The sequence below is a fragment of the Citrobacter sp. wls706 genome, from assembly GCF_005281305.1.
GTDB classification, from domain to species: domain Bacteria; phylum Pseudomonadota; class Gammaproteobacteria; order Enterobacterales; family Enterobacteriaceae; genus Citrobacter; species Citrobacter werkmanii.
The window spans coordinates 532263-558242 of the sequence record NZ_SZXG01000031.1; the positions used below are offsets into that span (position 1 = coordinate 532263).

Sequence of the window (25980 nt, forward strand, 5' to 3'; positions counted from 1 at the left end):
ATAAATAAGTGACAGCGTCACAAATAGCAAAACCCAGCACTTTGGCTGGGTTTTAATAACGGTTTAATCTTATTTGGATAATTCTTTTTTGATTTCGTCTTTTATTTTGCTTAATTCGCTCTGCGGATGTTTTTTACAAAGCTCAACGGTCAGAGGGACAGCTGTAGTCACGGTTTCGTTATAGTCAACGTAATCACCACCTTTGAAATCTTCGTCTTCATTAAGCACCCAGAAAGCCACCGGAGCCATGGTCTGCGGGTTCAGATCGATGAACTCCTGGCAGCTCATGCCTTTCGGCGTCACTTCAGTTTTCGCGCTATCAGTGGCTGCATTGACGCTAACGCTGGTTAACAGCGCTGCGACCAGAATACCTGCTGTAGAAAGGGAGAATTTATTCATTGTAGTACTCCATTTATAATATAAATAATATCTACACTTGCGCTTCAAACCGTTAATGTAGTTCGCAAAAAATAATACCCCTACCGTCATAAGAATAAAGATTGCCATTATTGATATGGCTGAAAGTTATATTTCCCATTACTGATTCTGATGTTTGAGAGGAAATGTTGCCGACAATGTGATCGTTCCGACGAAATCAGCAGATTCATACCCCGCTCTTCTGTCGCTGCACCAAAACTGAACTACGCTGCACAAATGTTGATCATTAGTTAATGAATATGGTTTGTGTTTTAACAAAAACAGCCTGCGTGCCGCTGTCTGTGACTTGGCACGCGTCCTGCATTGTTAATTCACTAACAGTGAGCCGTAATCTGACAGACAACTAACAGCGAGAAGGTAATGACAGCGAAACCTGAATTATTTACCCGCATAGAACAGACCTTCAGCCAGCTTACGCCGAGCGAAAAGCGCGTAGCCGGGTGGCTGTTAGCCCATGGTGTACAGATCCCTTTTGAAACTGCGGATGGCATCGCTAAAGCGGCAGGAACCAGTGGCATTACCGTAGGACGCTATCTGCGTAAGCTGGGCTTTCGCAATCTGGAGGATGCAAAAGCCAGCCTGCGTGAGCTGCCGGTTGTCCCCTATCAACCCTGGGGAATGAACGAGCGGCTGGATTCCTGGCACCAGCAACAAAGCCTGCCGGATCGCGCACAGCAGTCGCTGTTACTGGAAATCGACGCCATTACCCACGTCTATCAACTCGCGCAAAGCGATACATTTTTACGCATTGCGCAGCAGCTGGCGCATGCGGAAGCGGTTTACATCCTCGGGATCCAGTCTACTCGTGGGATTGCTAACGCCTTTTTTAGTCACCTGGAATACCTGCGGCCTAAAGTCAGCTACTCCGAAGGGCTTTCCGGCAGTTGGGTCGAGTCGTTGAATTCGGGATTTAACCAGCCATACGTGGTGATCACCGACATGCGCGCCTACTCCGCCATCTCCCGACAATATTGCCGCGTCGCGACAGAACGCCAGATTCCACTGGCGCTGATCACCGATGTGTGGTGTCCGTGGGCCAGAGATTATGCCCTTGATTTACTCCAGGTAAAAACTGACACCGGACATTTCTGGGATTCTCTGGCTCCCGTGAGCTGTCTGTTCAACTTATTACTTTCTGCGGTGGTGGAGCAACTTGGTGATTCCCTCGCAGGACGCCTGCAAACCAATCGCCAGTTACAACAACAGTTTGGTCAATTCGAACAATAAACAGGAAATGTGCTATGTCAGAAACCCCAGAACTGGTCGATCTGTCGGTGATATTCCCGTCGCTGTATATCGATCTCAAATACGCCACTGCCGACAACATTACCGGCGCGCCTATCTACCGGGAAGCGCGCTGCCTGTTACACAGCGAGGCGGTAACCGCGCTGGCTAAAAGCATTAGTATCGCGCAACTGGCGGGCCTGAAGCTTGTAGTGTATGACGCGTATCGCCCCCAGCAGGCGCAGGCGGTGCTGTGGAATGCGTGCCCGGATCCCCAGTACGTCGTCGATGTGGCGATTGGATCCAATCACAGCCGCGGGACGGCCATCGACGTTACGCTGATGGACGAGCGTGGCAATGTTCTCGATATGGGCGCGGGTTTTGATGAAATGCACGACCGTTCCCATGCCTGGCACCCTTCTGTTCCCCCGGCCGCGCATCGTAACCGGTTGTTACTCAACGCCATTATGTTCGGTGGCGGTTTTGTCGGCATTCACAGCGAGTGGTGGCATTTTGAATTACCTGATGCCGCGTGTTATCCGCTGCTTGACGACCAGATAGCCTGTTTCCCTGTTCCCCCCATAACAACACAACATCCCTTTTAATTCTGGAGCCTGGTTATGAAGACTACACCTGCGTTAAATGCGTTTTTTCGCCCCGCTCTGATCGCCGTTGCGCTGGCATTTGCCCTGCCTGCCGCGCAGGCCGCCGTACCCAAAGATATGCTGGTCATCGGTAAAGCCGCCGACCCGCAGACGCTCGACCCCGCCGTGACCATCGATAACAACGACTGGACGATCACCTATCCCTCTTATCAACGTTTGGTTCAGTACAAAACCGAAGGCGGTAAAGGCTCCACGGAAGTTGAAGGTGATTTAGCCAGCGGCTGGAAAGCCTCTGACGATCAGAAAGAGTGGACGTTTACCCTGAAAAACGATGCCAAATTCGCCGACGGTACGCCGGTGACGGCAGATGCGGTGAAACAATCTTTTGAGCGCCTGCTCAAAATTGGCCAGGGACCTGCTGAAGCATTCCCGAAAGATCTGAAGGTTGAAGCCATCGATAACAACACGGTGAAATTCACTCTCAGCCAGCCGTTCGCGCCATTCCTGTATACGCTGGCAAATGACGGGGCTTCAATTATCAACCCGGCTATCTTAAAAGAGCACGCGGCAGATGATGCCCGCGGATTCCTGGCGCAGAACACGGCAGGCTCCGGTCCCTTCATGCTGAAAAGCTGGCAAAAAGGACAGCAACTGGTGCTGGTGCCAAACCCGCATTATTCCGGGCCCAAACCAGCGTTTAAGCGGGTTTCGGTAAAAATCATTGGTGAAAGCGCCTCCCGTCGCCTGCAATTGTCGCGTGGCGATATCGATATTGCCGATGCGCTTCCTGTCGACCAACTTGCCGCTTTAAAACAGGAAGGCAAAGTTAACGTAGCGGATTATCCCTCACTGCGCGTGACCTATCTGTATCTGAACAACAGTAAAGCGCCGCTCAATCAGGTGGATTTACGCCGCGCCATCTCGTGGGCCACCGATTATAAGGGCATGGTGAATGGGATCCTCAGTGGCAATGGTAAACAGATGCGCGGTCCGATCCCTGAAGGTATGTGGGGTTTTGATGACAAGGCTATGCAATACAGTTTTGATGAAGCCAAAGCGAAAGCTGCATGGGACAAAGTCACGAGCAAACCCGAAAGCCTGAGCTTCTTGTATTCAGATAATGACCCTAACTGGGAGCCGATTGCCCTCTCAACCCAGGCCAGTCTCAACAAGCTGGGTATTAAGGTGAAGCTGGAAAAACTGGCGAATGCCACCATGCGTGACCGTGTGGGTAAAGGGGATTACGACATTGCTATCGGCAACTGGAGTCCGGATTTCGCCGACCCGTACATGTTTATGAACTACTGGTTTGAGTCAGATAAAAAAGGTCTGCCGGGTAACCGTTCGTTCTATGAAAATAGTGAGGTCGATAAGCTGCTGCGTAGCGCATTAGCCACCACCGATCCGGTCGCCAGAACCAATGATTACCAGCAGGCGCAAACCATCGTGATTGATGAAGCGGCCTACGTCTATTTATTCCAGAAAAACTATCAACTGGCGATGAACAAAGACGTCAAAGGATTTGTATTTAACCCCATGCTGGAACAGGTCTTCAATATCTCCACCATGAGTAAATAATCCACGTTGATGCGGAGCCACTCAGGCTCCGCAAGGGGAAGCTAATGACGTTCTGGAGCATTTTACGCCAGCGATGCTGGGGTCTTATTCTGGTGGTTATCGGTGTTTGCGTGATCACCTTTATTATTTCGCACCTGATCCCTGGCGACCCCGCGCGGTTGCTGGCGGGCGATCGCGCCAGCGATGAGATAGTCGAAAATATTCGCCAACAACTGGGGCTGAACCAGCCGCTATATGTGCAGTTCTTTCGCTATGTGAGCGATATCTTTCAGGGCGATTTGGGCATTTCCATTCGCACCGGTCGTCCGGTACTGGATGAGCTGCGTATCTTCTTTCCCGCTACTCTGGAGTTGGCTTTCTGCTCTTTGTTGCTGGCGCTGGTGATCGGTATTCCGTTAGGTATTTTATCTGCGGTCTGGCGCAACCGTTGGCTTGATCACCTCGTTCGCCTGATGGCGATTACCGGCATCTCCACGCCTGCATTCTGGCTGGGGCTGGGGGTTATCGTGCTGTTTTACGGTCATCTGCAAATTTTGCCCGGCGGTGGTCGGTTAGACGACTGGCTGGATCCACCGGCTCATGTCACTGGGTTCTACCTGATTGATGCCCTGCTGGAAGGCAATGGTGAAGTCTTTTTCAATGCGCTCCAGCACCTGATCCTACCATCACTGACGCTGGCTTTTGTGCACTTAGGGATCGTTGCCCGCCAGATTCGCTCCGCCATGCTGGAGCAACTGAGTGAAGATTACATTCGTACCGCGCGCGCCAGCGGGCTGCCGGGCTGGTACATCGTGTTGTGTTACGCGTTGCCGAATGCGCTTATCCCATCAATAACGGTTCTCGGCCTGGCATTGGGCGATCTGCTCTACGGTGCGGTACTCACCGAAACGGTATTCGCCTGGCCTGGAATGGGCGCCTGGGTAGTAACGTCGATTCAGGCGCTCGACTTCCCGGCGGTGATGGGATTTGCCGTAGTGGTCTCTTTCGCTTATGTGCTGGTCAACCTGGTGGTGGATTTACTCTACCTGTGGATTGACCCACGAATTGGACGCGGGGGTGCTGAATGATGCTCACCCAAGAAACGCCGACCGCCCCGCAGACATCACGCCGTCGCACGGACTGGGCGAAATTGTTCTGGATGATGAAAAGCAGCCCGCTGACGCTGGTAGGCGGGGTCATCATTGTACTGATACTGTTGCTGATGGTGCTGTCACCGTGGATTACGCCTTACGATCCTAATGCCATCAATTTAAGTGCGCGCCTGCTGCCACCGTCTGCCGCTCACTGGTTTGGTACCGATGAAGTGGGCCGCGATCTGTTCAGCCGCGTACTGGTCGGAAGCCAGCAGTCGGTCGTCGCTGGTCTGGTGGTGGTGGGAATTGCTGGCGGGTTGGGTTCGCTGCTGGGTTGTCTGTCTGGTGTCATGGGCGGACGCGCCGATGCCATCATTATGCGAATAATGGACATCATGCTGTCCATTCCCTCGCTGGTGCTGACGATGGCACTGGCCGCCGCGCTGGGACCCAGCCTGTTCAACGCCATGCTGGCAATTGCAGTCGTACGTATTCCTTTTTATGTGCGCCTTGCCCGCGGCCAGACGTTAGTGGTGCGTCAGTTTACTTATGTGCAGGCTGCACGGACCTACGGCGCTTCTCGCTGGCACCTGATTAGCTGGCACATTTTACGTAACTCTTTACCGCCGCTGATTGTGCAGGCGTCGCTGGATATCGGCAGCGCGATCCTGATGGCCGCCACGCTCGGGTTTATTGGTCTGGGCGCACAGCAGCCCAGCGCGGAATGGGGGGCGATGGTGGCGATTGGCCGCAACTATGTGCTTGATCAGTGGTGGTATTGCGCCTTTCCCGGTGCCGCAATTTTGATTACCGCCGTGGGCTTTAATCTTTTTGGCGATGGTATTCGCGACCTGCTGGATCCAAAAGCCGGAGGAAAACAGTCATGACACAACCCGTACTGGAAATTGAGGATTTGCATCTGAGTTTCCCCGGCTATAAAGCTGACGTGCATGCGCTGAATCATGTTTCGCTGCATATCAACCGTGGAGAAATTGTCGGCGTGGTCGGTGAATCCGGTTCCGGCAAGTCCGTGACGGCGATGCTTACCATGCGGCTGCTGCCGGAGGGCAGTTATCATATTCACCAGGGACGCGTTTCGCTGCTGGGTGAAGATGTGCTCAACGCCAGCGAAAAGCAGATGCGCCAATGGCGTGGCGCACGCGTCGCCATGATCTTCCAGGAGCCCATGACCGCGCTTAATCCAACGCGACGTATCGGCCAGCAGATGGTGGAAGTTATCCGCCATCACCAGGCGTTAAGCCGCGCGGATGCTCGCCAGAAAGCCATCGCTTTACTGGAAGAGATGCAAATTCCGGACGCGGCGGAAGTGATGAAACGTTTCCCGTTTGAGCTTTCCGGCGGTATGCGCCAGCGGGTGATGATTGCGCTGGCCTTTTCCTGCGAGCCGGAACTGATCATTGCCGATGAACCGACCACCGCACTCGACGTCACGGTACAGCTGCAGGTGCTGCGTTTATTGAAGCTAAAAGCGCGCGCCAGCGGGACAGCGGTGCTATTTATCAGCCATGATATGGCGGTGGTGTCACAATTGTGCGACCGGTTATACGTCATGTATGCCGGAAGCGTGATTGAGAGCGGCCCAACACCGACCGTTATTCAGCATCCGACGCACCCCTATTCCATCGGCTTGCTGAAATGTGCGCCGGAACACGGCGAACCGCGCGCATTGCTGCCTGCCATTCCCGGCACCGTACCGAATTTAACCCGCTTACCGACCGGATGCGCATTTCGTGAGCGCTGTTTTGCGGCTGGCCCTCGCTGTGACGAGACGCCTGCATTAAGCAGTCAGGGAGGCGCGGATCAACAATCTGCCTGCTGGTATCCGCAACTGGAGACAACACATGTCTGAATTTTTACTGGCCCTGCAGGATGTTCATGTCAGCTTTCCCGCGCGTAAAAACTGGCTCGGCAAGGTTACCGAACGGGTGCATGCGATCAACGGTCTGGATTTACAGATTCGTCAGGGAGAAACGCTGGGGATTGTCGGTGAGTCGGGCTGCGGAAAAAGTACGCTGGCGCAACTGTTGATGGGTATGCTGCAACCGAGTCAGGGAAACTACTCTCGCCACAATGACAAGCAGCACAGCGGCATGCAGATGGTCTTTCAGGACCCGCTTTCATCGCTTGATCCGCGTTTGCCGGTGTGGCGAATTATCACCGAACCGGTGTGGATCCAGAAACGAAGCTCCGAGCGTGAACGCCGCATTCTTGCCGAAGATTTGGCGCAACAGGTAGGGATCCGCCCTGAATATCTCGACCGTCTGCCGCATGCGTTCTCCGGCGGTCAGCGTCAGCGTATTGCCATTGCCCGGGCGTTGTCGTCTGAGCCGGACGTGATCGTACTGGATGAACCCACTTCGGCGCTGGATATTTCCGTGCAGGCGCAAATTCTTAACCTGCTGGTGTCATTGCAGGCCCGCAGAAATCTGACCTATGTGCTGATATCGCATAACGTGTCGGTGGTTCGCCATATGAGCGATCGCGTGGCGGTGATGTACCTTGGGCAAATTGTTGAACTGGGTGAAACGCAGCAGGTTCTTACTCATCCTGCCCATCCCTACACGCGATTATTACTCGACTCCGTCCCTAAAACGGGAGCACCGCTAGCGGAGGATTTAGTGTTACGGAAAACCGAACTACCGGGGAACCGAACGCTGCCTGAGGGCTGTTTTTTTCGTGACAGATGTCCGTTGGCGATCCGTGGCTGTGAGAATAAACAGATCTTGCGGTCCAGCGAATCAGGATGTGAGGTTCGCTGCTGGCGGGCGGTTAACGTGAGCTGAACGCGGCGGAAAATCAGGCGCAATACGCCTTTTTCAGAGTATCCACCAGCACTTCTGAGGCAGTAGATAACTTATGATGTGCCGAACGCAGAACGCCGATCCGGCGCTGGATCACCGGCGTGTCCAGATCGATACAGGTTGCGCCTAATTCAGTCATTTGCGTACGGCACAGCGCAGGTACCGCGCTGCCGCCCAGGCCCTTAGCCACCAGCCGGCCAATGGTTACCAGTTGATGGCTCTCCAGCGCCACCTCCAGCGAATGCCCGCTTTGCACCAGCTGTTCTTCCAGCATCAGACGCACGGCGGAAGGACGTTGCAGGGTGATAAAATCCAGCGTCAGCAGTTCACGCCACGCAATACGATCCCGCCCTGCCAGTCGGCAGGTTGGCGGGACAATCGCGATAAAACGATCCACGCCAAGCGGGGTGAAATGCAGATGCCCGGAATAGTCCGGTTCGAAGGCAATACCCATCTCTACCCGCCCTTCACTCACCATCTCAATGACCTGTTCGTTAATCACATCGTGAACCGTTACGTTGATACCAGAATAGGAATCACGAAACGTTTTTAGTACCGATGGCAGGACGTTAGCGGCAAATGAAGGCATGGCGGCAATAGAGATTTTACCGCGTTGCAGCGTGAATCGCTGGCGCATTGCCTCTTCCGTGTTCTCCCAGTCCGCAAGCAGCTGTCGCCCCATATTCAGCAACGTTTCCCCTTCCTGCGTCAGGGTCACTTTGCGGGTAGTTCTCAACAGTAAAGCTCCACCTAACGAATCCTCCAGTCCTTTAATCGCCAGGCTTAATGCGGGTTGCGACATATTCAGTCTTTCACTGGCATGAGCGAAATTCAGAGTGTGAGCTACCGCTAAAAACGCGCGTAACTGTTTGATGCTCATTCCCATTTCGCATTCCTTTAACCTGTTGAATACCTTTAATTAACATTAAATTGATAAAAAAACCCAATGAGTGAGTCACAAATTTAAAATTAACAAATCATTTTTCTCCCCCAATGATGTCGGCAAGGACAACAGGAGGGGCAAGTATATGGCTGGACTGGATAAACGGGTCGCCACGTATCAAGAGGCGCTGGAAGGACTGACCGACAACATGACGCTGCTGGCGGGCGGTTTTGGCTTGTGTGGGATCCCTGAAAATCTGATTGCCGAAGTACGTCGTCGGGAAGTTCAGGGACTTACCGTGGTGTCAAACAACTGCGGCGTGGACGGTTTTGGTCTCGGCGTGCTGCTGGAAACGCGTCAGGTGCGCAAAGTGGTCGCATCCTATGTGGGTGAAAACGCGCTGTTTGAAAAGCAGGTGCTTAGTGGCGAACTGGAAGCCATCCTGACGCCGCAAGGCACGCTGGCGGAGCAGTTGCGCGCTGGCGGCGCGGGGATCCCCGCTTTCTTCACCGCGACCGGATACGGTACCCCCGTGGCTGAAGGAAAAGAGGTGCGCGAGTTTGCCGGACGTCCGTACATTTTAGAGCAGGCCATAACCGGGGATTTTGCGCTGGTCAAAGGCTGGAAAGCCGACTGGTACGGCAATGTTATCTATCGCCATACCGCACAGAATTTTAATCCGCTGATGGCCGCTGCCGGGCGCATTACCGTAGTGGAAGTCGAAGAGATCGTCCCCCCTGGCGAGTTGGATCCCTCTGCGATTCATACCCCCGGAATTTTTGTTAACCGCATTATTCAGGGGCAATTTGAAAAACGTATTGAACAACGCACCCTGCGCCAGAAAGGAGCCTGACCATGTTAACGCGTGAACAAATGGCAATGCGTGTCGCCCGTGAGCTGCGCGACGGTTATTACGTCAACCTTGGGATTGGTATTCCCACTCTGGTAGCGAACTACATCCCCGATGGTATGGACGTGATGCTGCAATCGGAAAACGGTTTGCTGGGTATGGGGCCGTTTCCCACCGAAGACGAAATTGATGCGGACATGATCAACGCCGGAAAACAGACCGTGACGGCGCGCAAAGGCGCAGCGATTTTCGACTCGGCGCAATCCTTCGCGATGATCCGCGGCGGCCACGTTGACCTGACGGTGCTCGGCGCGTTTGAAGTCGATGTTAACGGCAATATCGCCTCGTGGATGATCCCCGGAAAAATGGTGAAAGGCATGGGGGGCGCAATGGACCTGGTGGCCGGAGCCGACAACATCATCGTTGTAATGACCCATGCCTCCAAAAGCGGTGAGTCAAAATTGCTTCCTGCATGCACTCTGCCGCTGACCGGCGTGGCCTGCATCAAACGCGTGCTTACCGATCTGGCGCTGCTGGAGATTGCTGATGGGGCGTTCATTCTGCGTGAACGCGCCCCGGGTATCAGCGTGGATGAAATCGTCGCCAGAACCGCCGGCAAGCTGATCGTGCCTGAAAATGTCCCCGAAATGCAATTTAACTGAGGAGCTGACCATGCAGGATGTTGTTATTGTCGCGGCAACGCGCACCCCGATTGGCAGTTTTCATGGCGCGCTGGCGCCGCTTTCGGCGGTTGAACTCGGTTCGGTGGTGATCCGTTCCCTGCTGGAAAAAACGGCGGTGGCACCAGAGCAAATTGATGAAGTGATTTTGGGTCAGGTGCTCACGACGGGCTGTGGTCAAAACCCTGCCAGACAGACGGCGTTACGTGCGGGTTTGCCGGCCACTACGCCAGCGCTAACCATTAATCTGGTGTGCGGCTCGGGTCTGAAGGCGGTGCATCAGGCGGTACAGACGATTCGCTGCGGTGATGCGCAAATTGTGATTGCCGGTGGGCAGGAGAGCATGAGCAACGCGCCCTATTTTCTCGACGGCGCGCGGGCAGGTCTGCGCCTGGGTCATGCCAGCCTGAAAGACAGCGTAGTACATGACGGTTTGTGGGATGCCTTCAACGACTATCACATGGGCATTACCGCGGAAAATCTGGCAGATAAGTTTGTTATCAGTCGTGAGCAACAGGACGCATTTGCTCTGCACTCCCAGCAAAAAGCGGCTGCCGCAATGGAAGCCGGTCGTTTTAGTGCGGAGATTACCCCGGTCAGCGTTCCGCAGGGGAAAAAAGCGCCGCGTGTAGTGGACCGTGACGAACAGCCTCGCCCGGATACTCAGGCCGATAAGCTGGCGCAGCTCAAGCCCGCCTTTCGGCCAGGAAACGGTACGGTGACCGCCGGGAATGCTTCTTCAATTAATGATGGCGCCGCGGCGGTGATGCTAATGAGCGCCGCCAAAGCCGCGGAACTCAATTTGCCGGTTCTGGGACGGGTGGCGGGCTACGCGGTCTCCGGCGTCGATCCGGCCATTATGGGCATTGGGCCAGTGGAAGCGTCACTTCAGTGTCTGAAACGGGCTGGCTGGACGCTGAACGATGTTGATCTCATTGAAGCCAACGAAGCATTTGCCGCACAAGCGCTGGCGGTTGGCGAATCACTGAACTGGGACAGCAGCAAAGTTAACGTCAATGGCGGCGCGATCGCGCTGGGTCATCCGATTGGCGCGTCCGGGTGCCGGATTCTGGTGACCCTGCTGCATGAAATGGCCCGCAGCAACGCCGCCAAAGGGTTGGCCACACTGTGCGTAGGCGGTGGTCAGGGGGTCGCACTGGCAGTAGAACGTCCGGGAGGATCTCATGAAAAATAAGCAAATTTGCGTACTGGGCGCGGGTTTAATGGGCGTCGGCATCGCCACCCACTTTGCCCGCTTTGGTCACGATATCTGGTTGTACGACACCGATAGCAGCCGAATTGCGGAAATTAGCCATATTGCCAGCGATATTGTGGATGAGCTTATTGCTACTGAACAATTTGCTCTAAGCGAAAAAGCATCGGTTATGAATCGTCTACACGGTACGACGTCGCTACAGGATATTGCCGCGTGCGGATTGCTGATTGAAGCCATCCCGGAACGCCTCGAACTTAAACATGCGCTGTATGCGCAACTGGAAGAGCTGATCGCGCCGGAGGCGGTGATCGCCAGTAATACCAGCGGATTGCCACCCGATGCCCTGGCAGAAAAACTTGTCCATCCTGAGCGGTTGCTAATCGCCCATTTCTGGAACCCGCCGCACTTTATTCCGCTGGTTGAAATTGTGCCGGGGACGGCAACGAAGGCGGAATATCTTCATGAATTACAACAACTACTGCTGTCGATGCAACTGGAAGCGGTCGTGCTCGATCGCGCCGCGCCAGGGTTTGTCGGCAACCGTCTGCAATTCGCCCTGCTGCGTGAAGCGTTGCATATCGTTAAAAGCGGTATCGCCAGCGCGGAGGTGGTGGATCAGGTAATGCGTGCCTCGCTCGGACGACGCTATGCCATGGTTGGCCCGCTGGAGGCGGCTGATATGACCGGTCTTTCTACGGTACAGGACATTTGTCGGCATCTGTTACCGGAGCTGGCAACAGGTAGCGACATGATGTCGCTGGTCGCTGACAAGGTCGCCAACGGTGATACCGGGTTGCGCAGCGGCCAGGGATTTTATCGCTGGGATGATTCGCGCAAAGAGTACATCCAACAACGCAGAGAGCATCAACTGCGCTTTGCCCTGAAACCGTAACTTCTCTTTCTGTACCCCACTATAACAATGATATTGAGGAGTCATGATGAGTGTATTAATCGCCCTGGCAGCGCTGGGCCTGCTGATGCTTGCAGCCTATCGCGGATATAGCGTCATCCTGTTTGCCCCCATCGCGGCATTAGGTGCTGTATTGCTCACCGAACCCAGCGCCGTCGGCCCTGCCTTCACCGGCCTGTTTATGGAAAAAATGGTCGGTTTTGTGAAGCTGTACTTCCCGGTGTTTTTGCTGGGAGCGGTGTTTGGCAAGTTAATCGAGTTATCTGGTTTTTCCCGCTCAATTGTTGCCGCCGCCATCAATATCCTCGGGCGGCGTCACGCCATCCCGGTGATCGTGCTGGTGTGCGCGCTGTTAACCTACGGCGGGGTATCGCTGTTCGTCGTGGCGTTTGCGGTGTATCCATTTGCGGCGGAGCTGTTCCGCCAGAGTAATATTCCTAAGCGCCTGATCCCGGCCACCGTCGCGCTGGGCGCGTTCTCCTTCACGATGGACGCCTTACCTGGCACGCCGCAGATCCAGAACATTATTCCGACCAGTTTCTTTGGGACTAACGCCTGGGCCGCACCGTGGCTGGGGCTGATAGGCTCACTGTTTATTATTTTCGTCGGTCTGGTTTATCTCGAACGTCAGCGTCGTAAAGCGCAGGCTAAGGATGAAGGCTATGGCACTGAACTGTTAAACGAGCCGGAAACGCCGGATAACATTAACCTGCCAAACCCGATAATCGCTATCTCTCCGCTGATTCTGGTTGGGGTGTTTAACCTGCTGTTTACCCGTTGGATCCCACAGTGGTATGGCGCAACACATCAACTGGAACTGCCAGGCCTTGCCAAACCGATTACCACCGAAGTCGGTAAAATCACCGCTATCTGGGCAGTGGAAGCGGCGCTGATTTCAGGGATCTTACTGGTGGTGCTGTTCGGCTATCGCAACATTAAAGGCCGCCTGGCGGAAGGCAGCAGAACGGCGGTTGGCGGCGCGATCCTCGCGGCCATGAATACCGCGTCGGAGTACGGTTTTGGGGCGGTGATCGCTGCCCTGCCGGGTTTCCTTGTGTTGTCAAAAGCGCTGGCGGCGATCCCTGACCCGCTTCTTAACGAAGCCATCAGCATCACCACGCTGGCCGGGATCACCGGCTCGGCATCGGGTGGGATGAGTATTGCCCTTGCCGCCATGTCTGACACTTTTATTGCCGCTGCCCATGCCGCCAATATTCCACTCGAAGTCTTCCACCGCGTGGCGTCAATGGCCAGTGGCGGCATGGACACCCTGCCGCACAACGGCGCGGTCATTACCCTGCTGGCTATTACCGGTCTCAGCCATCGTCAGGCATATGGCGGGATTTTCGCCATCACCGTGATCAAAAGCCTGGCCGTGCTGTTTGTTATCGGCGTCTTCTACACCACCGGAATTGTTTAAGGAGAATCATCATGAACTTAACGGGAAAAACCGCCCTGGTTACCGGCTCGACCAGCGGTATTGGATTAGGCATCGCTCAGGTGCTGGCACAAGCGGGCGCTACGTTGATCCTCAACGGGTTTGGTGATGTTGAAGCCGCCAAAGACGCCGTGGCGCAGCATGGCAAAACGCCAGGCTACCACGGCGCGGACCTGAGCGATGAGGCGCAAATTGCTGACATGATGCGCTATGCCGCAAGCGAATTTGGCGGCGTGGATATTCTGGTCAACAACGCCGGGATCCAGCATGTGTCTCCGGTAGAAACCTTCCCGGTTGAAAAATGGAATGCGATTATTGCTATTAACCTCTCCTCCGTTTTTCACACTACGCGGCTGGCGCTGCCGGGTATGCGCGCACGAAACTGGGGACGCATCATTAATATCGCCTCGGTTCACGGCCTGGTGGCTTCTAAAGAGAAATCCGCGTATGTGGCAGCCAAGCACGGCGTGGTGGGATTAACCAAGACCATTGCGCTGGAAACCGCGCAGACGGGCATTACCTGCAATGCGCTGTGCCCCGGTTGGGTGCTCACACCGTTGGTCCAGCAGCAGATTGATAAACGTATTGCCGAAGGCGCGGCGCCTGACGTCGCACGTGACGCCCTGCTGGCGGAAAAGCAACCGTCGCGTGAATTTGTCACGCCGGAGCAATTAGGGGAACTCGCGTTATTTTTATGTTCAGACGGTGCGGCACAGGTGCGCGGCGTTGCGTGGAATATGGATGGCGGCTGGGTGGCGCAATAACATCATCGGGTGCCGGATAAGACGTAGTCGCATCCGGCACGCCACGATTAAGACTTCAGCTGATAATCCAGTGTAATTTCCGCGTTCAGTACCTGCGAAACAGGGCATCCGGCTTTCGCTTTCTGGATGATGCCGTCAAACGTGGCGGCGTCTATCCCCGGAACGCTTACTTCACTGTGCAGCGCTACTTTGGTTATCGCAAAACCCGCATCCACCTTATCCAGAGAAACATCGGCAGTGGTATCAATGGCATCTGGCGTAAAGCCCGCTTCACCCAGCATTAACGAAAGCGCCATTGAGAAGCAAGCCGCATGAGCCGCGCCAATCAACTCTTCAGGATTGGTGCCTTTTACCCCTTCAAACCGGGTATTAAACCCATACGGTTGCTGATTCAGCACGCCGCTTTCAGTCGATACGGTACCTTTACCGCGCTTAATGTCGCCTTCCCAGTGTGCCTGACCTTTCTTATGGATAGTCATTACCGTTCTCCTGTGTTGTCGTTGAAGTTACAAGTATAGGACGCCTGAGAAAATGCATGACACATACGGGATAGTTCTGCATTTACCGCTTAAGCATTGACCTTTCAGATAAAATGACCGACCATCCTGAAAGCCGTTATTTTAAACATCGGCTTTCTATCAGGTTGTATTTCGTCCGTTTTTATACGGACTCGCCCTTGAAACCAGAAACAGGATTAAGGAGTTAGAATGAAATCGAACCGCCAGGCCCGTCATATTCTTGGACTGGACCACAAAATCTCAAACCAACGTAAAGTCGTGACCGAAGGTGACAAAACCAGTGTGGTCAACAATCCTACCGGAAGAAAGCGCCGCGCTGACGGCAAATAGCCTTTCGCTGGTCTGACTGAATAACGAGATAAACACCATTGCAACCGCAGTGGTGTTTTTGCTTATAAAACCCCTTAACCCATTCACAATGCTTTATACTTCGCCCGTTTCCCTGGCGGACAGGCCACACTCGATCATAAAGAACGCCAGGGACGGTTATTCAAAAAAGAGTGAGTGACATGGAAAACGAAACTAAAAAACTGCGTTCCCTTTACATCCCCTACGCTGGCCCGGTACTGCTGGAATTCCCTTTACTGAATAAAGGGAGCGCTTTCAGTGTGGAAGAACGCCGTAACTTCAACCTGCTGGGGTTACTGCCGGAAGTGGTCGAGACGATTGAAGAACAGGCTGAACGCGCCTGGATCCAATATCAGGGATTCAAAACCGAAATCGACAAGCATATTTACCTGCGCAACATCCAGGACACCAACGAAACCCTGTTTTACCGACTGGTGCATAATCACCTTGATGAGATGATGCCGGTTATCTATACCCCAACGGTAGGTGCTGCCTGTGAGCGTTTCTCTGAGATCTACCGTCGCGCGCGCGGCGTATTTATCTCTTATCAGAACCGCCACAATATGGACGATATCCTGCAGAACGTGCCTAACCACAATATCAAAGTCATCGTCGTTACCGACGGTGAACGTATTCTGGGCCTTGGCGACCAGGGGATTGGCGGGATGGGTATTCCGATCGGTAAGCTGTCGCTGTATACCGCGTGTGGTGGGATTAGTCCGGCCTACACCCTGCCGGTCGTTCTGGACGTCGGTACCAACAATCAGCAACTGCTGAACGATCCGCTGTATATGGGCTGGCGTAACCCGCGTATCACTGATGATGAATACTACGAATTTGTCGATGAATTTATCCAGGCTGTGAAGCATCGTTGGCCGGACGTACTGCTGCAGTTCGAAGACTTCGCACAGAAAAATGCGATGCCGTTGCTGAACCGCTATCGCGATGAAATTTGCTCATTTAACGACGATATTCAGGGCACCGCAGCCGTTACCGTTGGTACGCTCATTGCCGCCAGCCGCGCGGCGGGTAGCCAGTTAAGTGAACAGAATATCGTGTTCCTCGGGGCGGGCTCCGCCGGTTGCGGGATTGCCGAGCAGATCATCGCGCAAATCCAGCGTGAAGGTTTAAGCGAGGAAGCGGCGCGTCAACGCGTGTTTATGGTCGATCGCTTCGGCCTGTTAACCGACAAAATGCCGAACCTGCTCTCCTTCCAGACCAAACTGGTGCAAAAACGCGAAAACCTGCAGCACTGGGATACGCAAGAGGATGTGTTGTCGTTGCTCGACGTAGTGCGTAACGTTAAGCCGGACATCCTGATTGGAGCTTCCGGACAGACCGGCCTGTTTACCGAAGAGATCATCCGCGAAATGCACAAGCATTGTCCGCGCCCGATCGTCATGCCGCTGTCTAACCCGACTTCACGCGTGGAAGCTACGCCACAGGATATTATCGCCTGGACCGAAGGTAACGCACTGGTTGCGACCGGTAGTCCGTTCGCGCCGGTAGTGTGGAAGGAAAAAGTCTTTCCGATTGCCCAGTGTAACAACGCCTATATTTTCCCGGGTATCGGGCTGGGTGTTATTGCTTCTGGCGCATCGCGCATTACCGATGAAATGCTGATGTCAGCCAGTGAAACACTGGCGCAGTATTCTCCGCTGGTGTTGAACGGCGAAGGACTGGTGTTACCAGAACTGAAAGATATTCAGATCGTTTCCCGCGCGATTGCCTTTGCCGTGGGTAAAATGGCCCAGCAGCAAGGCGTGGCGGTGAAAACATCCGCCGAAGCGCTGCAACAGGCAATTGACGATAATTTCTGGCAGGCGGAATATCGCGACTACCGTCGTACTTCTATTTGACGGTTTGCCCGGCAGCTGAGTCTGCCGGGCAATTTTAAGCGTTCGATGAACGAAATACTGTATGTAGATTACTGTTCTGAAAGTTCCAGCTCAGCGATAACCGGCAGGTGATCGCTCGCCGTAGACCACGTAAATTCGCGTGAGTTATGTGGAATTTCCAGATTTTTGACGTTCCACTTCTGCCCTTTAAACGTGAAAATATGGTCTATATCGATCGCAGGGTTAACGGCTGGCCAACTGCGCGTATCAATTCCTTCTTTCGTCACTTCGTTGAAAAAGTAACGTATTTCTTTAAGTGGCTGCTCGTCCCGGGTCGAATTAAAGTCCCCTGCAAGGATTTTAATTGAGGAGGCGATATCCGGGAAATCTGATGTCGCGTCGCCAATGCTGATATCTAACAGATAGCGGGCTTGTTCCGTACGCATGGTAGGATCTTTTTGCCAGTCGAGATGGGTCACCATAATGATGGGGGCAGAATCAAACCCAGGCACGTCAACCTGCGCCAGTAACGCCACGCGTTGTTCAGCATTACCCGACGGTAATTTTACCACCTGCGTGTGCAATATTTTATATTTGGAAAGCAGTCCTAACCCGTACTCACCGCCATAAAAATCGAGTGCTTTACCAAAGGCGTAATACAGTTTATTGGCATCAGCGATTTTTTTGAGTTGATCGATCTTTTGACTGCGCCCTGTTTTATTATCAACCTCTGGCACTGCTATAATATCTGCATCTATTCTTTTAATAGCTGAATTAAGTGCCGTAAAATCCGCCACATCAGCAGATGCTTCATTTTTACCAATGTTATAGGTGGCAATCTTTAAATGCGGTTTATTCTGCGTGTAAATTTTGTCAGGAACACCACCTTTTTGCACTTTAAGTATCTCATTACCCGCTAGTTTTTCACTTGCTTGTGCATTTGCAAATAAACATCCCAGCGCAATCATCGTCAATGTAATTGTTTTTTTCATGTCATCTATTCTCCAAATAATAAAATAGTGCGCGATAGGATACCGGAGAATATTGATCGTTATTGTGATCATTAACCCAAGCTTTCGACGCGAAGAAAATTAACTTTTGCATGATTTTATTTGTCTTGTAATCTGCTGGGCGTTCAAAGCTTGCGCTACTGCGTATGTTGCGATTACACTTTCATCACCGATTAACATTCTGAAAAACAAAAGGAGGATACTTATGCTGTACTGTGAACGTTTTATCGTTTCACATGCTTTTGGCGATCGCCAGTGCTCAAGCGTTATCGGTATCGTGCTGCGATAACTTCTGCTTGAGCGAAGCTAACTTCTCAATCCCCTTCTCTCGGGCTTACCGGGTTATCGTCAGCGATGTTTGACGAGGCGTTTTTACGCCTGTAACTCTTGAGTAAGCAACAATGAGCACATTACTAACCGCACAATCCTTACACGTTGATACGGCATTCGGTACGCTATTCGACGATCTTTCCTTCACCCTGAAAAAAGGCGACCGCATCGGACTTATCGGTTACAACGGCTGCGGCAAAAGTACGCTGTTAAAACTACTCGATGGCACGATTTCCCCCACCAGCGGGACAATTGCGCAGGCGAATCACTGTCATCTTGCGCGTGTGGAGCAACATTTACCTGACGATATACTGCCGCTGACGTTGCAAGAGGCGGTGCTTGCTCAACTTCCCGAGCATGAACGCGCGAGCCAACAATGGCGAGTTGAAGCGTTGCTGGCCGAAATGGGTTTCACGCCGGAGAATTTATCTCTGACAGCACAAACGCTGAGCGGCGGACAACACACGCGTCTGTTATTAGCGCGGGCGCTGATGCGAAACCCTGACCTGCTACTGTTGGATGAGCCAGGTAACCACCTGGATTTGCCCACATTACTGTGGCTGGAACAGTTCTTACAGAACTGGTCTGGTAGTTTTGTGGTTGTTTCCCACGACCCGCAGTTGCTGGATGCCGTGACTCACGGAACCTGGATCCTGCGCGATCGCACCCTGCATGCCTTCGATCTCCCCTGTAGCGCGGCGCGTCAGGCTCTGGTAGACAGAGACACCAGCGATGCCTTGCGCCATAAGGCTGAACAAAAGGAGATCGATCGCGTCACCGCCAGCGCCAAACGGTTGGCGACCTGGGGACGGGTCTACGACAACGAAGATCTTTCCCGTAAAGCAAAGCAGATGGAAAAACAGGTGTTGCGCCTGAAAGAGGTACAGACCGAAGTAACCTCGGGAAGTCAGTGGACACTAACATTGCAGGGTGATGCCCTGCGTGCGGATCGTTTGCTGGAGATGACTCATCTGTCCGTAGCCCCTGCTCCTGGCGCAGATTCGCTGTTTTCGATAGCCGGTATCCGCGTAAAAAGCGGCGATCGCGTAGCGATTGTCGGGCGCAACGGTTGCGGGAAATCATCGTTGTTAAGGCTTATCTGGCAACAGTTTCAGTCACAGTTGGCATCGCCTTCATTGGTGTTACACCCGCGCGTTACGCTGGGGTATTACGATCAGACGCTGCACCAACTCGCTGATGACGATTCGCTGTTTGACGCGCTGGAAGCGTTCGCTCCTCAGCCTGATATCCGCAAAATGGCGCTGATTAGCGCGGGCTTTCCATGGGTTCGTCACGCGCAGCGGGTCAGTACATTAAGCGGTGGTGAGCGCTCCCGGTTATTGTTTGTTGGACTGACTCTGGCGCGTTATAGCCTGCTGATGCTCGATGAACCGACCAACCATCTGGATATGGAAGGCAAAGAGGCGCTGGCTGAAACGCTGCAAAGCTATCACGGAGGCGTGCTGCTGGTAAGCCACGATCGCCAGCTTATCAGCAAAAGTTGTAACCGGTTCTGGTTTATTGATAACGGCGAACTCAGCGAATGGCACGATCTGGACGCGATCAACGCGCGAATTCGGGAAACATCTGCTGAGATACCTGTCCCGAAAATGGTGGTCGAAGCGAGAAATGAAATAAGCTGCGACAGTGATGCGTTACTGGAACAACTTCTCGAACTGGAGCAGCGGCTGGCCGACGATCTCGCTCGTAAGCCGAAGCATCAAAAACCGCTGTTACAGGCGCAATGGCGTAAGGAGATTGCGCGGCTGAACTCACAACTGGAGTAAACCGCATTGCCGGATGGCGGCCTACATCAGCAAAATGTGCGTGTAGGCCCGTCATCCGGCAATTCTTGCGTGACGCTTTCCAGATATTCCCCTTCTCCCTTTTTCTTTGTGCACATTCGCCGCAAAATTTAAAACATCGCAATCCTGGTGTTGCGCTTAAAGGAACATTAATGGTAATGTTCCTCTTGAAGGAACAAGGAAAATATGGATGATCATGAACTTCAGACACAAAGGATTGCGTGACTTGTTTCTTCATGGGCGAACATCAGGCGTTATGGCGAAGCATGTCCGACGATTACGACACAGACTTGCTGTTATTGATGCGGCAAGTAAGGTTACAGATATCAATATGCCCGGTTATAAGCTTCATTCTCTTATAGGCGAGCGTGATGGAATTTGGGCAATTTCTGTTTCAGGTAACTGGCGTATTACGTTTGAATTCGTCAATGGCGACGCGTACATACTGGACTACGAGGACTATCATTGATGAAAATGGCAAATCATCCCCGCCCTGGGGATATCATTCAGGAAGCACTGGACGAACTCAATGTCAGTCTGCGCGAATTTGCCAGGGCGATGGAGATTGCACCTTCGACGGCAAGCCGACTATTAGCCGGGAAAGCGGCCCTCACGCCTGAGATGGCGATCAAACTCTCTGTCGTAATTGGTAGTTCACCCGAAATGTGGTTAAACCTGCAAAATAGCTGGAGCCTGGCAGAGGCCCAAAAAAACGTGGATACTTCACGCCTGCGCAAACTGGCAGTGCAGTAATAAAAGTTGAATGCCGGATAAACTTTTGCCATCCGGCATGCCATTTATTACTTTGGTTTTTTCTCTCTCCAGGCATCCCAGGCCTGTTTGATCTCTTGCTTAGCCGTGGCGGCGTCGTTGAAACCGTTTAATTCGACCTTCTTGCGCCCTTCCGGCAGATCTTTGTACACGCGGAAGAAAGATTCCAGGCGTTGCACTTCAATCTTGGGCAGATCGCTCAACTCTTTGATGTCATCATAAGTCGGGTCAATTTTACTGGCCGGAACGGCGACAATTTTGTCGTCTTTTTCTCCGCCGTCGATCATCTTCAGCACGCCAATGGCGCGCAGCTTAATCAATGTTCCAGGGGCCAACGGCGCACGGGTATAAAAAATGACGTCCAGCGGGTCGCCGTCACCGGCTAAAGACTGGGTTAGTGAACCGTAGTTGGCGGGATAAGCAACCGGCATAGACTGGAAACGGTCAGCAACGATAAAACCAGTTTTGGCGTCGGTTTCATATTTAATCATTCCACCTGCCGGAATTTCAGTTACGGCATAAAACTCTTCCGGGTTATTTTCCGGCTGAGGAAATTCGAGGATGTTCTGCGCCTGAGCGGACGCACAAAGAAACACGCTAACTGCGAGTAATTTTTTCACCAGATGCATTGTCTTTTAACTCTTCTATTATTGGAAAGACAATACCTTACGTTTAGCAGATGACAGTAACATGACGTTTTTTTGGCAAAAAAATGGCGCTACCGATGTAGCGCCATTACGTGGAGAACGTCTGGGATTAATTAACCCCTTCCTCGCTCTCTTTTTTCGCTTCTTGTCTTTCGACTTCGCGATACCAACGCGGGTGATGCTTCTTCGCCCAGCGACGGCTCACTTTCCCTTCGACCATGCCTTTAATCGAACCTTTCACCCAGAATGCCATATACATATGGATGAGGATGGCGTGCATCAGGATAATGCCCGCCGCAGCATGGATCAGCAGGCTGTAACGCACGACCTGCATCGGGAAGAACTGCGCAAAGTACGGACGCCAGATAATAATGCCGGTAATCAGCAGCACGAAAATCATGCTCATGATCGACCAGAACATCATTTTCTGTCCGGCGTTGTACTTGCCCACATCCGCCACTTTATGTTCATTGCCTTTCAGCACTTCCACAATGTTTTTCAGCCACGGGATATCTTTTTTATCCGGGATGTTGTGGTGAACAAAGCGTACAAACATGAACATTAATGCCACGAAGATCAGCAGTCCGAAGAACGGGTGTAAGATACGCCCCATCTGCGGCGTACCGAAAGTCTGCGTCAGCCATTGCAGAGTCGGGAAGAAAAAGGAAATTCCCGACAGCGCCACCAGGAAGAAGCAGATCACCACCGTCCAGTGACAGGCGCGGTCGATAAACTTCGTGCGCACAATCATTTTCGACTTACTCATGATGATCCTCCTCGTCGTCGTCCACTTCCTTATTCGGACCAATACCAACGTAGTGGTAAATAAGTCCGGCGAAGGTGGCGATAAATCCGGCTGCGGCCAGCGGTTTCAGCGCCCCTTTCCACAGATTGATAGAGGTATCGATCTGCGGTTCTTTCGGCAGGCCGTGGTACAGCTCCGGCTGGTTGGCATGGTGCAGAACGTACATCACATGCGTTCCCCCAACACCTTCCGGGTTGTAGAGACCGGCGTGTTCATAACCGCGTGCTTTCAGTTTGGCCACCCGCTGTTCGCCCATTTCCAGCATTTCCTGCTTAGTGCCGAAATGTATTGCCCCGGTCGGACAGGTCTTGACGCAGGCAGGTTCCTGCCCGACGCTGACGCGGTCCACACACAGCGTACATTTATACACGCGGTTATCCTCTTTATTGAGGCGCGGAATATTAAATGGACACCCGGCAATACAGTAGCCGCAGCCAATGCAGTGCTCTGACTGGAAATCGACAATACCGTTGGCGTACTGAATAATCGCCCCGGCAGACGGGCACGCCTTCAGGCAGCCCGGATCTTCACAGTGCATACAGCCGTCTTTACGAATTAGCCACTCCAGCTTGCCGTTCTGTTCGGTTTCGCTAAATCGCATTACCGTCCAGGATTTGGCGCTGAGATCGGCGGGGTTGTCATACACCCCGACGCAATGGCCGACTTCATCGCGGATATCGTTCCACTCTGAACATGCCACCTGGCAGGCCTTACAGCCTATACAGGTGGACACATCGATCAGTTTCGCGACCTCTGCTTTGTAATCACGGGCCTGAGGCGGCGGCGTGATGGAGTTTGTTGCGGACCGTTTGATGATGTCCTGCGTTTCCATAGACATATATTCGCCCCCTTACGCCTTCTCGATGTTAACTAAAAACGCTTTGTATTCCGGCGTTTGCGAGTTTGCATCACCGACATTCGGCGTCAGGGTGTTGGCGATAAAGCCTTTACGCGCGACTCCTTCAAAGCCCCAGTGGATCGGGATCCCAACCGTTTCGACCTGCTGACCGTTGACATTCAGAGTACGCAAACGACGTGTCACCACCGCAACTGCGCGAATAAATCCACGTTTGCTGCTGACTTTCACGTGATCGCCGTTATTAATACCTTTCGCTGCCGCCAGCGTTTCGCTGATTTCCACAAACTGTTCTGGTTGGGCAATCGCATTCAGCAATGCGTGCTTGGTCCAGGTATGGAAGTGTTCGGTCAGACGATAAGTCGTCCCAACGTACGGGAAGTCCTGTTTGGTGCCCATGCGTAGCTTATCCGCCTCGTACAGACGGGCTGCCGGGTTGGAGATTACGTTCGGATGCAGCGGATTTGTACCCAGCGGCGTTTCCATCGGCTCGTAGTGTTCCGGGAACGGCCCTTCCGCCATTTTATCAATGGCGAACAGACGTCCCAGACCTTCCGGTTGCATGATAAACGGATTGGTGCCGCTGCCTGGTGCCGCGGTGTTGAAGTCCGGGATGTCATTCCCCGTCCATTTCGTACCGTTCCACTGGATCAGCATGCGTTTTGGATCCCACGGTTTACCCTGCGGATCCGCTGACGCGCGGTTATACAGAACGCGACGGTTCAGTGGCCATGCCCATGCCCAACCCAACGTATTACCCAGCCCTGACGGGTCGGAGTTATCGCGGTTGGCCATCTGGTTGCCCTGCTCGGTCCAGCTCCCGGTATAAATCCAGCAGGAAGATGACGTAGTACCATCATCACGCAGCAGCGCAAAGCTATTGAGCAACTGGCCTTTCTTCGCAATCAGCACACCGTTGGCATCATAGAGATCTTCCAGCGCGTAGCCGTTGTTCTCTTTCGCCACTTCCTCTGAATGTGGTTCGTCCGGCTGCTTATAGTTCCAGCTCATTTTCAGTACAGGTTCTGCGGCTTTACCGCCCTCGGTGCGATACATATCGCGCAGACGGTGGTATATACCGGCCAGAATTTCGCCGTCGTTACGGGCTTCGCCCGGCGCGTCCTGACCTTTCCAGTGCCACTGCAACCAGCGACCGGAGTTGGCAATTGAACCGTCCTCTTCCGCAAAGCAGGTTGACGGCAAACGGAAAACTTCGGTCTGGATAGATGCCGGATCAACGTCGTTTGATTCGCCGTGGTTTTGCCAGAACGTTGAAGTTTCTGTCACCAGCGGATCGATAACGACCAGATACTTCAGTTTGCTCAGGGACTGCACCACTTTGTTTTTGTCCGGGAAGGACGCAACCGGGTTAAAGCCCTGACAGATGTAACCGGTGACTTTTCCGCTGTCCATCATGTTGAAGTACTTGATCACGTCGTAGGACTGATCCCACTTCGGCAACCACTCAAAGCCCCAGTCATTCTCTTTCTGCGCCGCATTGCCGTAGAAGGATTTCATCAGGCTAACGAAAAACTTCGGATAGTTGCCCCAGTAGTTAACCTGATCGGCCAACGTCGCTTTTGGCGTGTTCGCAGCCAGATAGGTTTGCAGATCTGTCTGTTTCTCTGACGGCAGCGTCAGGTAGCCCGGCAGGCTGGTAGAGAGCAGACCTAAGTCGGTTAATCCCTGAATGTTGGAGTGACCGCGCAAGGCGTTGACACCACCTCCGGCCATCCCCATATTGCCGAGCAGCAGCTGGATCATCGCCATGGTGCGGATGTTTTGCGCCCCGACGGTATGCTGCGTCCAGCCCAGCGCATACAGGAAGGTGGTGGTACGATCGGCTGCGCTGGTGGAAGCCAGCACTTCGCAGACTTTCAGGAAGTCTTCTTTCGGCGTACCACAGATGTTTTCCACCACATCCGGCGTGTAGCGGGATACATGCTGTTTCAGCAGGTTCCATACGCAGCGCGGATGGCTTAATGTCTCATCGCGTTTGGCGTAGCCGTTTTCATCGAACTGATAGTTCCAGGACGATTTATCGTACTGACGCTTTTCAGCATCGTAGCCGCTGAACAGGCCGTCTTCGAACGTAAAGTCTTCCCGCACCAGCAGGCTGGCGTTGGTGTAATGCTTAACGTATTCAGCGTTGATTTTGTTGTTTTCAATCAGGTACAGCAAAACCCCGGACAGGAACGTAATGTCCGTGCCGGAACGGATCGGTGCGTAAATATCCGCCACCGAGGCTGTACGTGTAAAACGAGGGTCAACAACAATCAGCGTGGCGTCATTGTTGTTTTTAGCTTCCATCGCCCAGCGGAATCCCACCGGATGTGCTTCAGCGGCGTTACCGCCCATCACCATCACGACGTTAGCATTTTTAATATCAACCCAGTGGTTGGTCATCGCACCGCGACCAAATGTTGGAGCAAGACTTGCTACCGTTGGTCCGTGTCAAACGCGCGCCTGGTTGTCTACTGCCAGCATGCCGAGTGAGCGCACAAATTTTTGCGTCAGCATGCCGGTTTCATTACTGGCTGCAGATGCACACAGCATCCCGGTGGAAAGCCA

At 53.2% G+C, this 25980-nt stretch carries 26 protein-coding genes; 18 read left to right on the forward strand and 8 right to left on the reverse strand.

Translation table 11 applies throughout. The annotated features are described in order from the left end of the window. Positions 1 to 69: 69 nt before the first annotated feature. A complete protein-coding gene (gene hdeB, locus FDW92_RS13235) occupies positions 70 to 399 on the reverse strand; it encodes an acid-activated periplasmic chaperone HdeB (protein ID WP_032939734.1) in 330 nt (109 codons plus the stop codon). A 399-nt stretch (positions 400 to 798) separates the two neighbouring features. On the opposite strand from hdeB, the gene FDW92_RS13240 reads away from it, so the two are divergent. Genes FDW92_RS13240 through FDW92_RS13270 form a run of 7 tightly spaced genes read left to right on the forward strand, consistent with a single transcriptional unit; the run spans position 799 to position 7722 of the window. Continuing rightward, on the forward strand, positions 799 to 1665 hold the full coding sequence (locus FDW92_RS13240) for a MurR/RpiR family transcriptional regulator (protein ID WP_042308395.1): 867 nt from the start codon (positions 799 to 801) through the stop codon (positions 1663 to 1665). Positions 1666 to 1679: 14 nt separating this feature from the next. After that, on the forward strand, positions 1680 to 2267 hold the full coding sequence (ddpX, locus tag FDW92_RS13245) for a D-alanyl-D-alanine dipeptidase (protein WP_042308393.1): 588 nt from the start codon (positions 1680 to 1682) through the stop codon (positions 2265 to 2267). A 15-nt stretch (positions 2268 to 2282) separates the two neighbouring features. Continuing rightward, entirely contained in the window at positions 2283 to 3845 is a 1563-nt protein-coding gene (locus FDW92_RS13250; RefSeq protein WP_042308390.1) for an ABC transporter substrate-binding protein, read from the forward strand. Between the two features lie 44 nt (positions 3846 to 3889). Then, positions 3890 to 4912: an ABC transporter permease gene (locus tag FDW92_RS13255; protein ID WP_042308389.1), complete on the forward strand. Its 1023-nt coding sequence runs from the start codon at positions 3890 to 3892 to the stop codon at positions 4910 to 4912. Next, positions 4909 to 5805: a D,D-dipeptide ABC transporter permease gene (gene ddpC / locus FDW92_RS13260; RefSeq protein ID WP_042308386.1), complete on the forward strand. Its 897-nt coding sequence runs from the start codon at positions 4909 to 4911 to the stop codon at positions 5803 to 5805. The genes FDW92_RS13255 and ddpC overlap by 4 nt, the downstream gene beginning before the upstream one ends. Beyond that, the gene (locus FDW92_RS13265; RefSeq protein WP_042308384.1) at positions 5802 to 6788 is read left to right on the forward strand and encodes an ABC transporter ATP-binding protein; all 987 of its coding nucleotides are present in this window, start codon (positions 5802 to 5804) and stop codon (positions 6786 to 6788) included. Before ddpC ends, FDW92_RS13265 begins: the two co-directional genes overlap by 4 nt. Then, the gene (locus tag FDW92_RS13270; RefSeq protein WP_042308382.1) at positions 6781 to 7722 is read left to right on the forward strand and encodes an ABC transporter ATP-binding protein; all 942 of its coding nucleotides are present in this window, start codon (positions 6781 to 6783) and stop codon (positions 7720 to 7722) included. The genes FDW92_RS13265 and FDW92_RS13270 overlap by 8 nt, the downstream gene beginning before the upstream one ends. A 13-nt stretch (positions 7723 to 7735) precedes the next feature. Here the strand turns inward: FDW92_RS13270 and FDW92_RS13275 are convergent, their stop codons facing one another. Next, positions 7736 to 8626, reverse strand: a complete 891-nt coding sequence (locus FDW92_RS13275; protein WP_038640611.1) for a LysR family transcriptional regulator — start codon at positions 8624 to 8626, stop codon at positions 7736 to 7738. A 142-nt stretch (positions 8627 to 8768) separates the two neighbouring features. On the opposite strand from FDW92_RS13275, the gene FDW92_RS13280 reads away from it, so the two are divergent. From FDW92_RS13280 to FDW92_RS13305, 6 genes are read left to right on the forward strand one after another with little or no spacing between them, the layout of a single operon-like run. Next, on the forward strand, positions 8769 to 9476 hold the full coding sequence (locus FDW92_RS13280) for a CoA transferase subunit A (RefSeq protein ID WP_042308380.1): 708 nt from the start codon (positions 8769 to 8771) through the stop codon (positions 9474 to 9476). Positions 9477 to 9478: 2 nt separating this feature from the next. Continuing rightward, a complete protein-coding gene (locus tag FDW92_RS13285) occupies positions 9479 to 10135 on the forward strand; it encodes a CoA transferase subunit B (protein WP_042308378.1) in 657 nt (218 codons plus the stop codon). A gap of 10 nt (positions 10136 to 10145) precedes the next feature. Then, entirely contained in the window at positions 10146 to 11348 is a 1203-nt protein-coding gene (locus FDW92_RS13290) for an acetyl-CoA C-acetyltransferase (RefSeq protein ID WP_137400636.1), read from the forward strand. Next, entirely contained in the window at positions 11338 to 12261 is a 924-nt protein-coding gene (locus FDW92_RS13295) for a 3-hydroxyacyl-CoA dehydrogenase family protein (RefSeq protein ID WP_042308374.1), read from the forward strand. Before FDW92_RS13290 ends, FDW92_RS13295 begins: the two co-directional genes overlap by 11 nt. Positions 12262 to 12304: 43 nt before the next feature. Continuing rightward, positions 12305 to 13699 (forward strand): GntP family permease, encoded by a 1395-nt coding sequence (locus FDW92_RS13300; protein WP_204554957.1) that lies wholly within the window; start codon positions 12305 to 12307, stop codon positions 13697 to 13699. Between the two features lie 11 nt (positions 13700 to 13710). Then, the gene (locus FDW92_RS13305; RefSeq protein WP_042308370.1) at positions 13711 to 14481 is read left to right on the forward strand and encodes a 3-hydroxybutyrate dehydrogenase; all 771 of its coding nucleotides are present in this window, start codon (positions 13711 to 13713) and stop codon (positions 14479 to 14481) included. A 47-nt stretch (positions 14482 to 14528) separates the two neighbouring features. On the opposite strand, the gene osmC is transcribed toward FDW92_RS13305, so the two are convergent. Then, entirely contained in the window at positions 14529 to 14960 is a 432-nt protein-coding gene (gene osmC / locus FDW92_RS13310) for a peroxiredoxin OsmC (RefSeq protein ID WP_042308368.1), read from the reverse strand. A 228-nt stretch (positions 14961 to 15188) separates the two neighbouring features. On the opposite strand from osmC, the gene sra reads away from it, so the two are divergent. After that, complete coding sequence (gene sra, locus FDW92_RS13315; RefSeq protein ID WP_038640628.1) at positions 15189 to 15329, forward strand: stationary-phase-induced ribosome-associated protein; 141 nt, start codon at positions 15189 to 15191, stop codon at positions 15327 to 15329. Between the two features lie 179 nt (positions 15330 to 15508). Then, positions 15509 to 17206 carry a malate dehydrogenase gene (gene maeA / locus FDW92_RS13320; RefSeq protein ID WP_137400637.1) on the forward strand — a complete coding sequence of 566 codons (1698 nt, stop codon included), beginning with the start codon at positions 15509 to 15511 and terminating at the stop codon, positions 17204 to 17206. Between the two features lie 68 nt (positions 17207 to 17274). Here the strand turns inward: maeA and FDW92_RS13325 are convergent, their stop codons facing one another. Then, positions 17275 to 18177 (reverse strand): endonuclease/exonuclease/phosphatase family protein, encoded by a 903-nt coding sequence (locus tag FDW92_RS13325; protein ID WP_137400638.1) that lies wholly within the window; start codon positions 18175 to 18177, stop codon positions 17275 to 17277. Between the two features lie 419 nt (positions 18178 to 18596). On the opposite strand from FDW92_RS13325, the gene FDW92_RS13330 reads away from it, so the two are divergent. The 3 genes from FDW92_RS13330 (at position 18597) to FDW92_RS13340 (ending at position 21083) form a co-directional block, all read left to right on the forward strand. Then, positions 18597 to 20312 (forward strand): ABC-F family ATP-binding cassette domain-containing protein, encoded by a 1716-nt coding sequence (locus FDW92_RS13330; protein ID WP_042308361.1) that lies wholly within the window; start codon positions 18597 to 18599, stop codon positions 20310 to 20312. A 208-nt stretch (positions 20313 to 20520) separates the two neighbouring features. After that, complete coding sequence (locus FDW92_RS13335; protein WP_042308359.1) at positions 20521 to 20799, forward strand: type II toxin-antitoxin system RelE/ParE family toxin; 279 nt, start codon at positions 20521 to 20523, stop codon at positions 20797 to 20799. Further along, positions 20799 to 21083: a HigA family addiction module antitoxin gene (locus tag FDW92_RS13340; RefSeq protein WP_042308357.1), complete on the forward strand. Its 285-nt coding sequence runs from the start codon at positions 20799 to 20801 to the stop codon at positions 21081 to 21083. Before FDW92_RS13335 ends, FDW92_RS13340 begins: the two co-directional genes overlap by 1 nt. A gap of 47 nt (positions 21084 to 21130) precedes the next feature. Here FDW92_RS13340 and FDW92_RS13345 read toward each other — a convergent pair whose 3' ends face one another. The 4 genes from FDW92_RS13345 to fdnG form a co-directional block, all read right to left on the reverse strand. Continuing rightward, positions 21131 to 21730, reverse strand: a complete 600-nt coding sequence (locus FDW92_RS13345; protein ID WP_042308355.1) for an inorganic diphosphatase — start codon at positions 21728 to 21730, stop codon at positions 21131 to 21133. Between the two features lie 127 nt (positions 21731 to 21857). Next, positions 21858 to 22514: a formate dehydrogenase-N subunit gamma gene (gene fdnI / locus FDW92_RS13350; protein ID WP_016153106.1), complete on the reverse strand. Its 657-nt coding sequence runs from the start codon at positions 22512 to 22514 to the stop codon at positions 21858 to 21860. Continuing rightward, positions 22507 to 23391, reverse strand: a complete 885-nt coding sequence (gene fdnH / locus FDW92_RS13355; protein WP_042308353.1) for a formate dehydrogenase N subunit beta — start codon at positions 23389 to 23391, stop codon at positions 22507 to 22509. Before fdnH ends, fdnI begins: the two co-directional genes overlap by 8 nt. Before the next feature lie 12 nt (positions 23392 to 23403). Continuing rightward, on the reverse strand, positions 23404 to 25980 hold a 2577-nt coding region (gene fdnG, locus FDW92_RS13360; protein WP_137400639.1), incomplete at its 5' end, for a formate dehydrogenase-N subunit alpha.

Bases quoted from the DNA above. Each gene is read 5' to 3' on its own strand.
- FDW92_RS13255 (WP_042308389.1), top strand. From the start codon at position 3,890: ATGACGTTCTGGAGCATTTTACGCCAGCGATGCTGGGGTCTTATTCTG.
- FDW92_RS13335 (WP_042308359.1), top strand. From the start codon at position 20,521: ATGATCATGAACTTCAGACACAAAGGATTGCGTGACTTGTTTCTTCAT.
- FDW92_RS13280 (WP_042308380.1), top strand. From the start codon at position 8,769: ATGGCTGGACTGGATAAACGGGTCGCCACGTATCAAGAGGCGCTGGAA.
- ddpC (WP_042308386.1), top strand. From the start codon at position 4,909: ATGATGCTCACCCAAGAAACGCCGACCGCCCCGCAGACATCACGCCGT.
- FDW92_RS13250 (WP_042308390.1), top strand. From the start codon at position 2,283: ATGAAGACTACACCTGCGTTAAATGCGTTTTTTCGCCCCGCTCTGATC.
- sra (WP_038640628.1), top strand. From the start codon at position 15,189: ATGAAATCGAACCGCCAGGCCCGTCATATTCTTGGACTGGACCACAAA.
- maeA (WP_137400637.1), top strand. From the start codon at position 15,509: ATGGAAAACGAAACTAAAAAACTGCGTTCCCTTTACATCCCCTACGCT.
- fdnH (WP_042308353.1), bottom strand. From the start codon at position 23,391: ATGTCTATGGAAACGCAGGACATCATCAAACGGTCCGCAACAAACTCC.
- osmC (WP_042308368.1), bottom strand. From the start codon at position 14,960: ATGACTATCCATAAGAAAGGTCAGGCACACTGGGAAGGCGACATTAAG.
- FDW92_RS13300 (WP_204554957.1), top strand. From the start codon at position 12,305: ATGATGAGTGTATTAATCGCCCTGGCAGCGCTGGGCCTGCTGATGCTT.
- fdnI (WP_016153106.1), bottom strand. From the start codon at position 22,514: ATGAGTAAGTCGAAAATGATTGTGCGCACGAAGTTTATCGACCGCGCC.
- FDW92_RS13285 (WP_042308378.1), top strand. From the start codon at position 9,479: ATGTTAACGCGTGAACAAATGGCAATGCGTGTCGCCCGTGAGCTGCGC.
- ddpX (WP_042308393.1), top strand. From the start codon at position 1,680: ATGTCAGAAACCCCAGAACTGGTCGATCTGTCGGTGATATTCCCGTCG.
- FDW92_RS13265 (WP_042308384.1), top strand. From the start codon at position 5,802: ATGACACAACCCGTACTGGAAATTGAGGATTTGCATCTGAGTTTCCCC.
- FDW92_RS13345 (WP_042308355.1), bottom strand. From the start codon at position 21,730: ATGCATCTGGTGAAAAAATTACTCGCAGTTAGCGTGTTTCTTTGTGCG.
- FDW92_RS13325 (WP_137400638.1), bottom strand. From the start codon at position 18,177: ATGAAAAAAACAATTACATTGACGATGATTGCGCTGGGATGTTTATTT.
- hdeB (WP_032939734.1), bottom strand. From the start codon at position 399: ATGAATAAATTCTCCCTTTCTACAGCAGGTATTCTGGTCGCAGCGCTG.
- FDW92_RS13240 (WP_042308395.1), top strand. From the start codon at position 799: ATGACAGCGAAACCTGAATTATTTACCCGCATAGAACAGACCTTCAGC.
- FDW92_RS13305 (WP_042308370.1), top strand. From the start codon at position 13,711: ATGAACTTAACGGGAAAAACCGCCCTGGTTACCGGCTCGACCAGCGGT.
- FDW92_RS13270 (WP_042308382.1), top strand. From the start codon at position 6,781: ATGTCTGAATTTTTACTGGCCCTGCAGGATGTTCATGTCAGCTTTCCC.
- FDW92_RS13330 (WP_042308361.1), top strand. From the start codon at position 18,597: ATGAGCACATTACTAACCGCACAATCCTTACACGTTGATACGGCATTC.
- FDW92_RS13290 (WP_137400636.1), top strand. From the start codon at position 10,146: ATGCAGGATGTTGTTATTGTCGCGGCAACGCGCACCCCGATTGGCAGT.
- FDW92_RS13340 (WP_042308357.1), top strand. From the start codon at position 20,799: ATGAAAATGGCAAATCATCCCCGCCCTGGGGATATCATTCAGGAAGCA.
- FDW92_RS13295 (WP_042308374.1), top strand. From the start codon at position 11,338: ATGAAAAATAAGCAAATTTGCGTACTGGGCGCGGGTTTAATGGGCGTC.
- FDW92_RS13275 (WP_038640611.1), bottom strand. From the start codon at position 8,626: ATGGGAATGAGCATCAAACAGTTACGCGCGTTTTTAGCGGTAGCTCAC.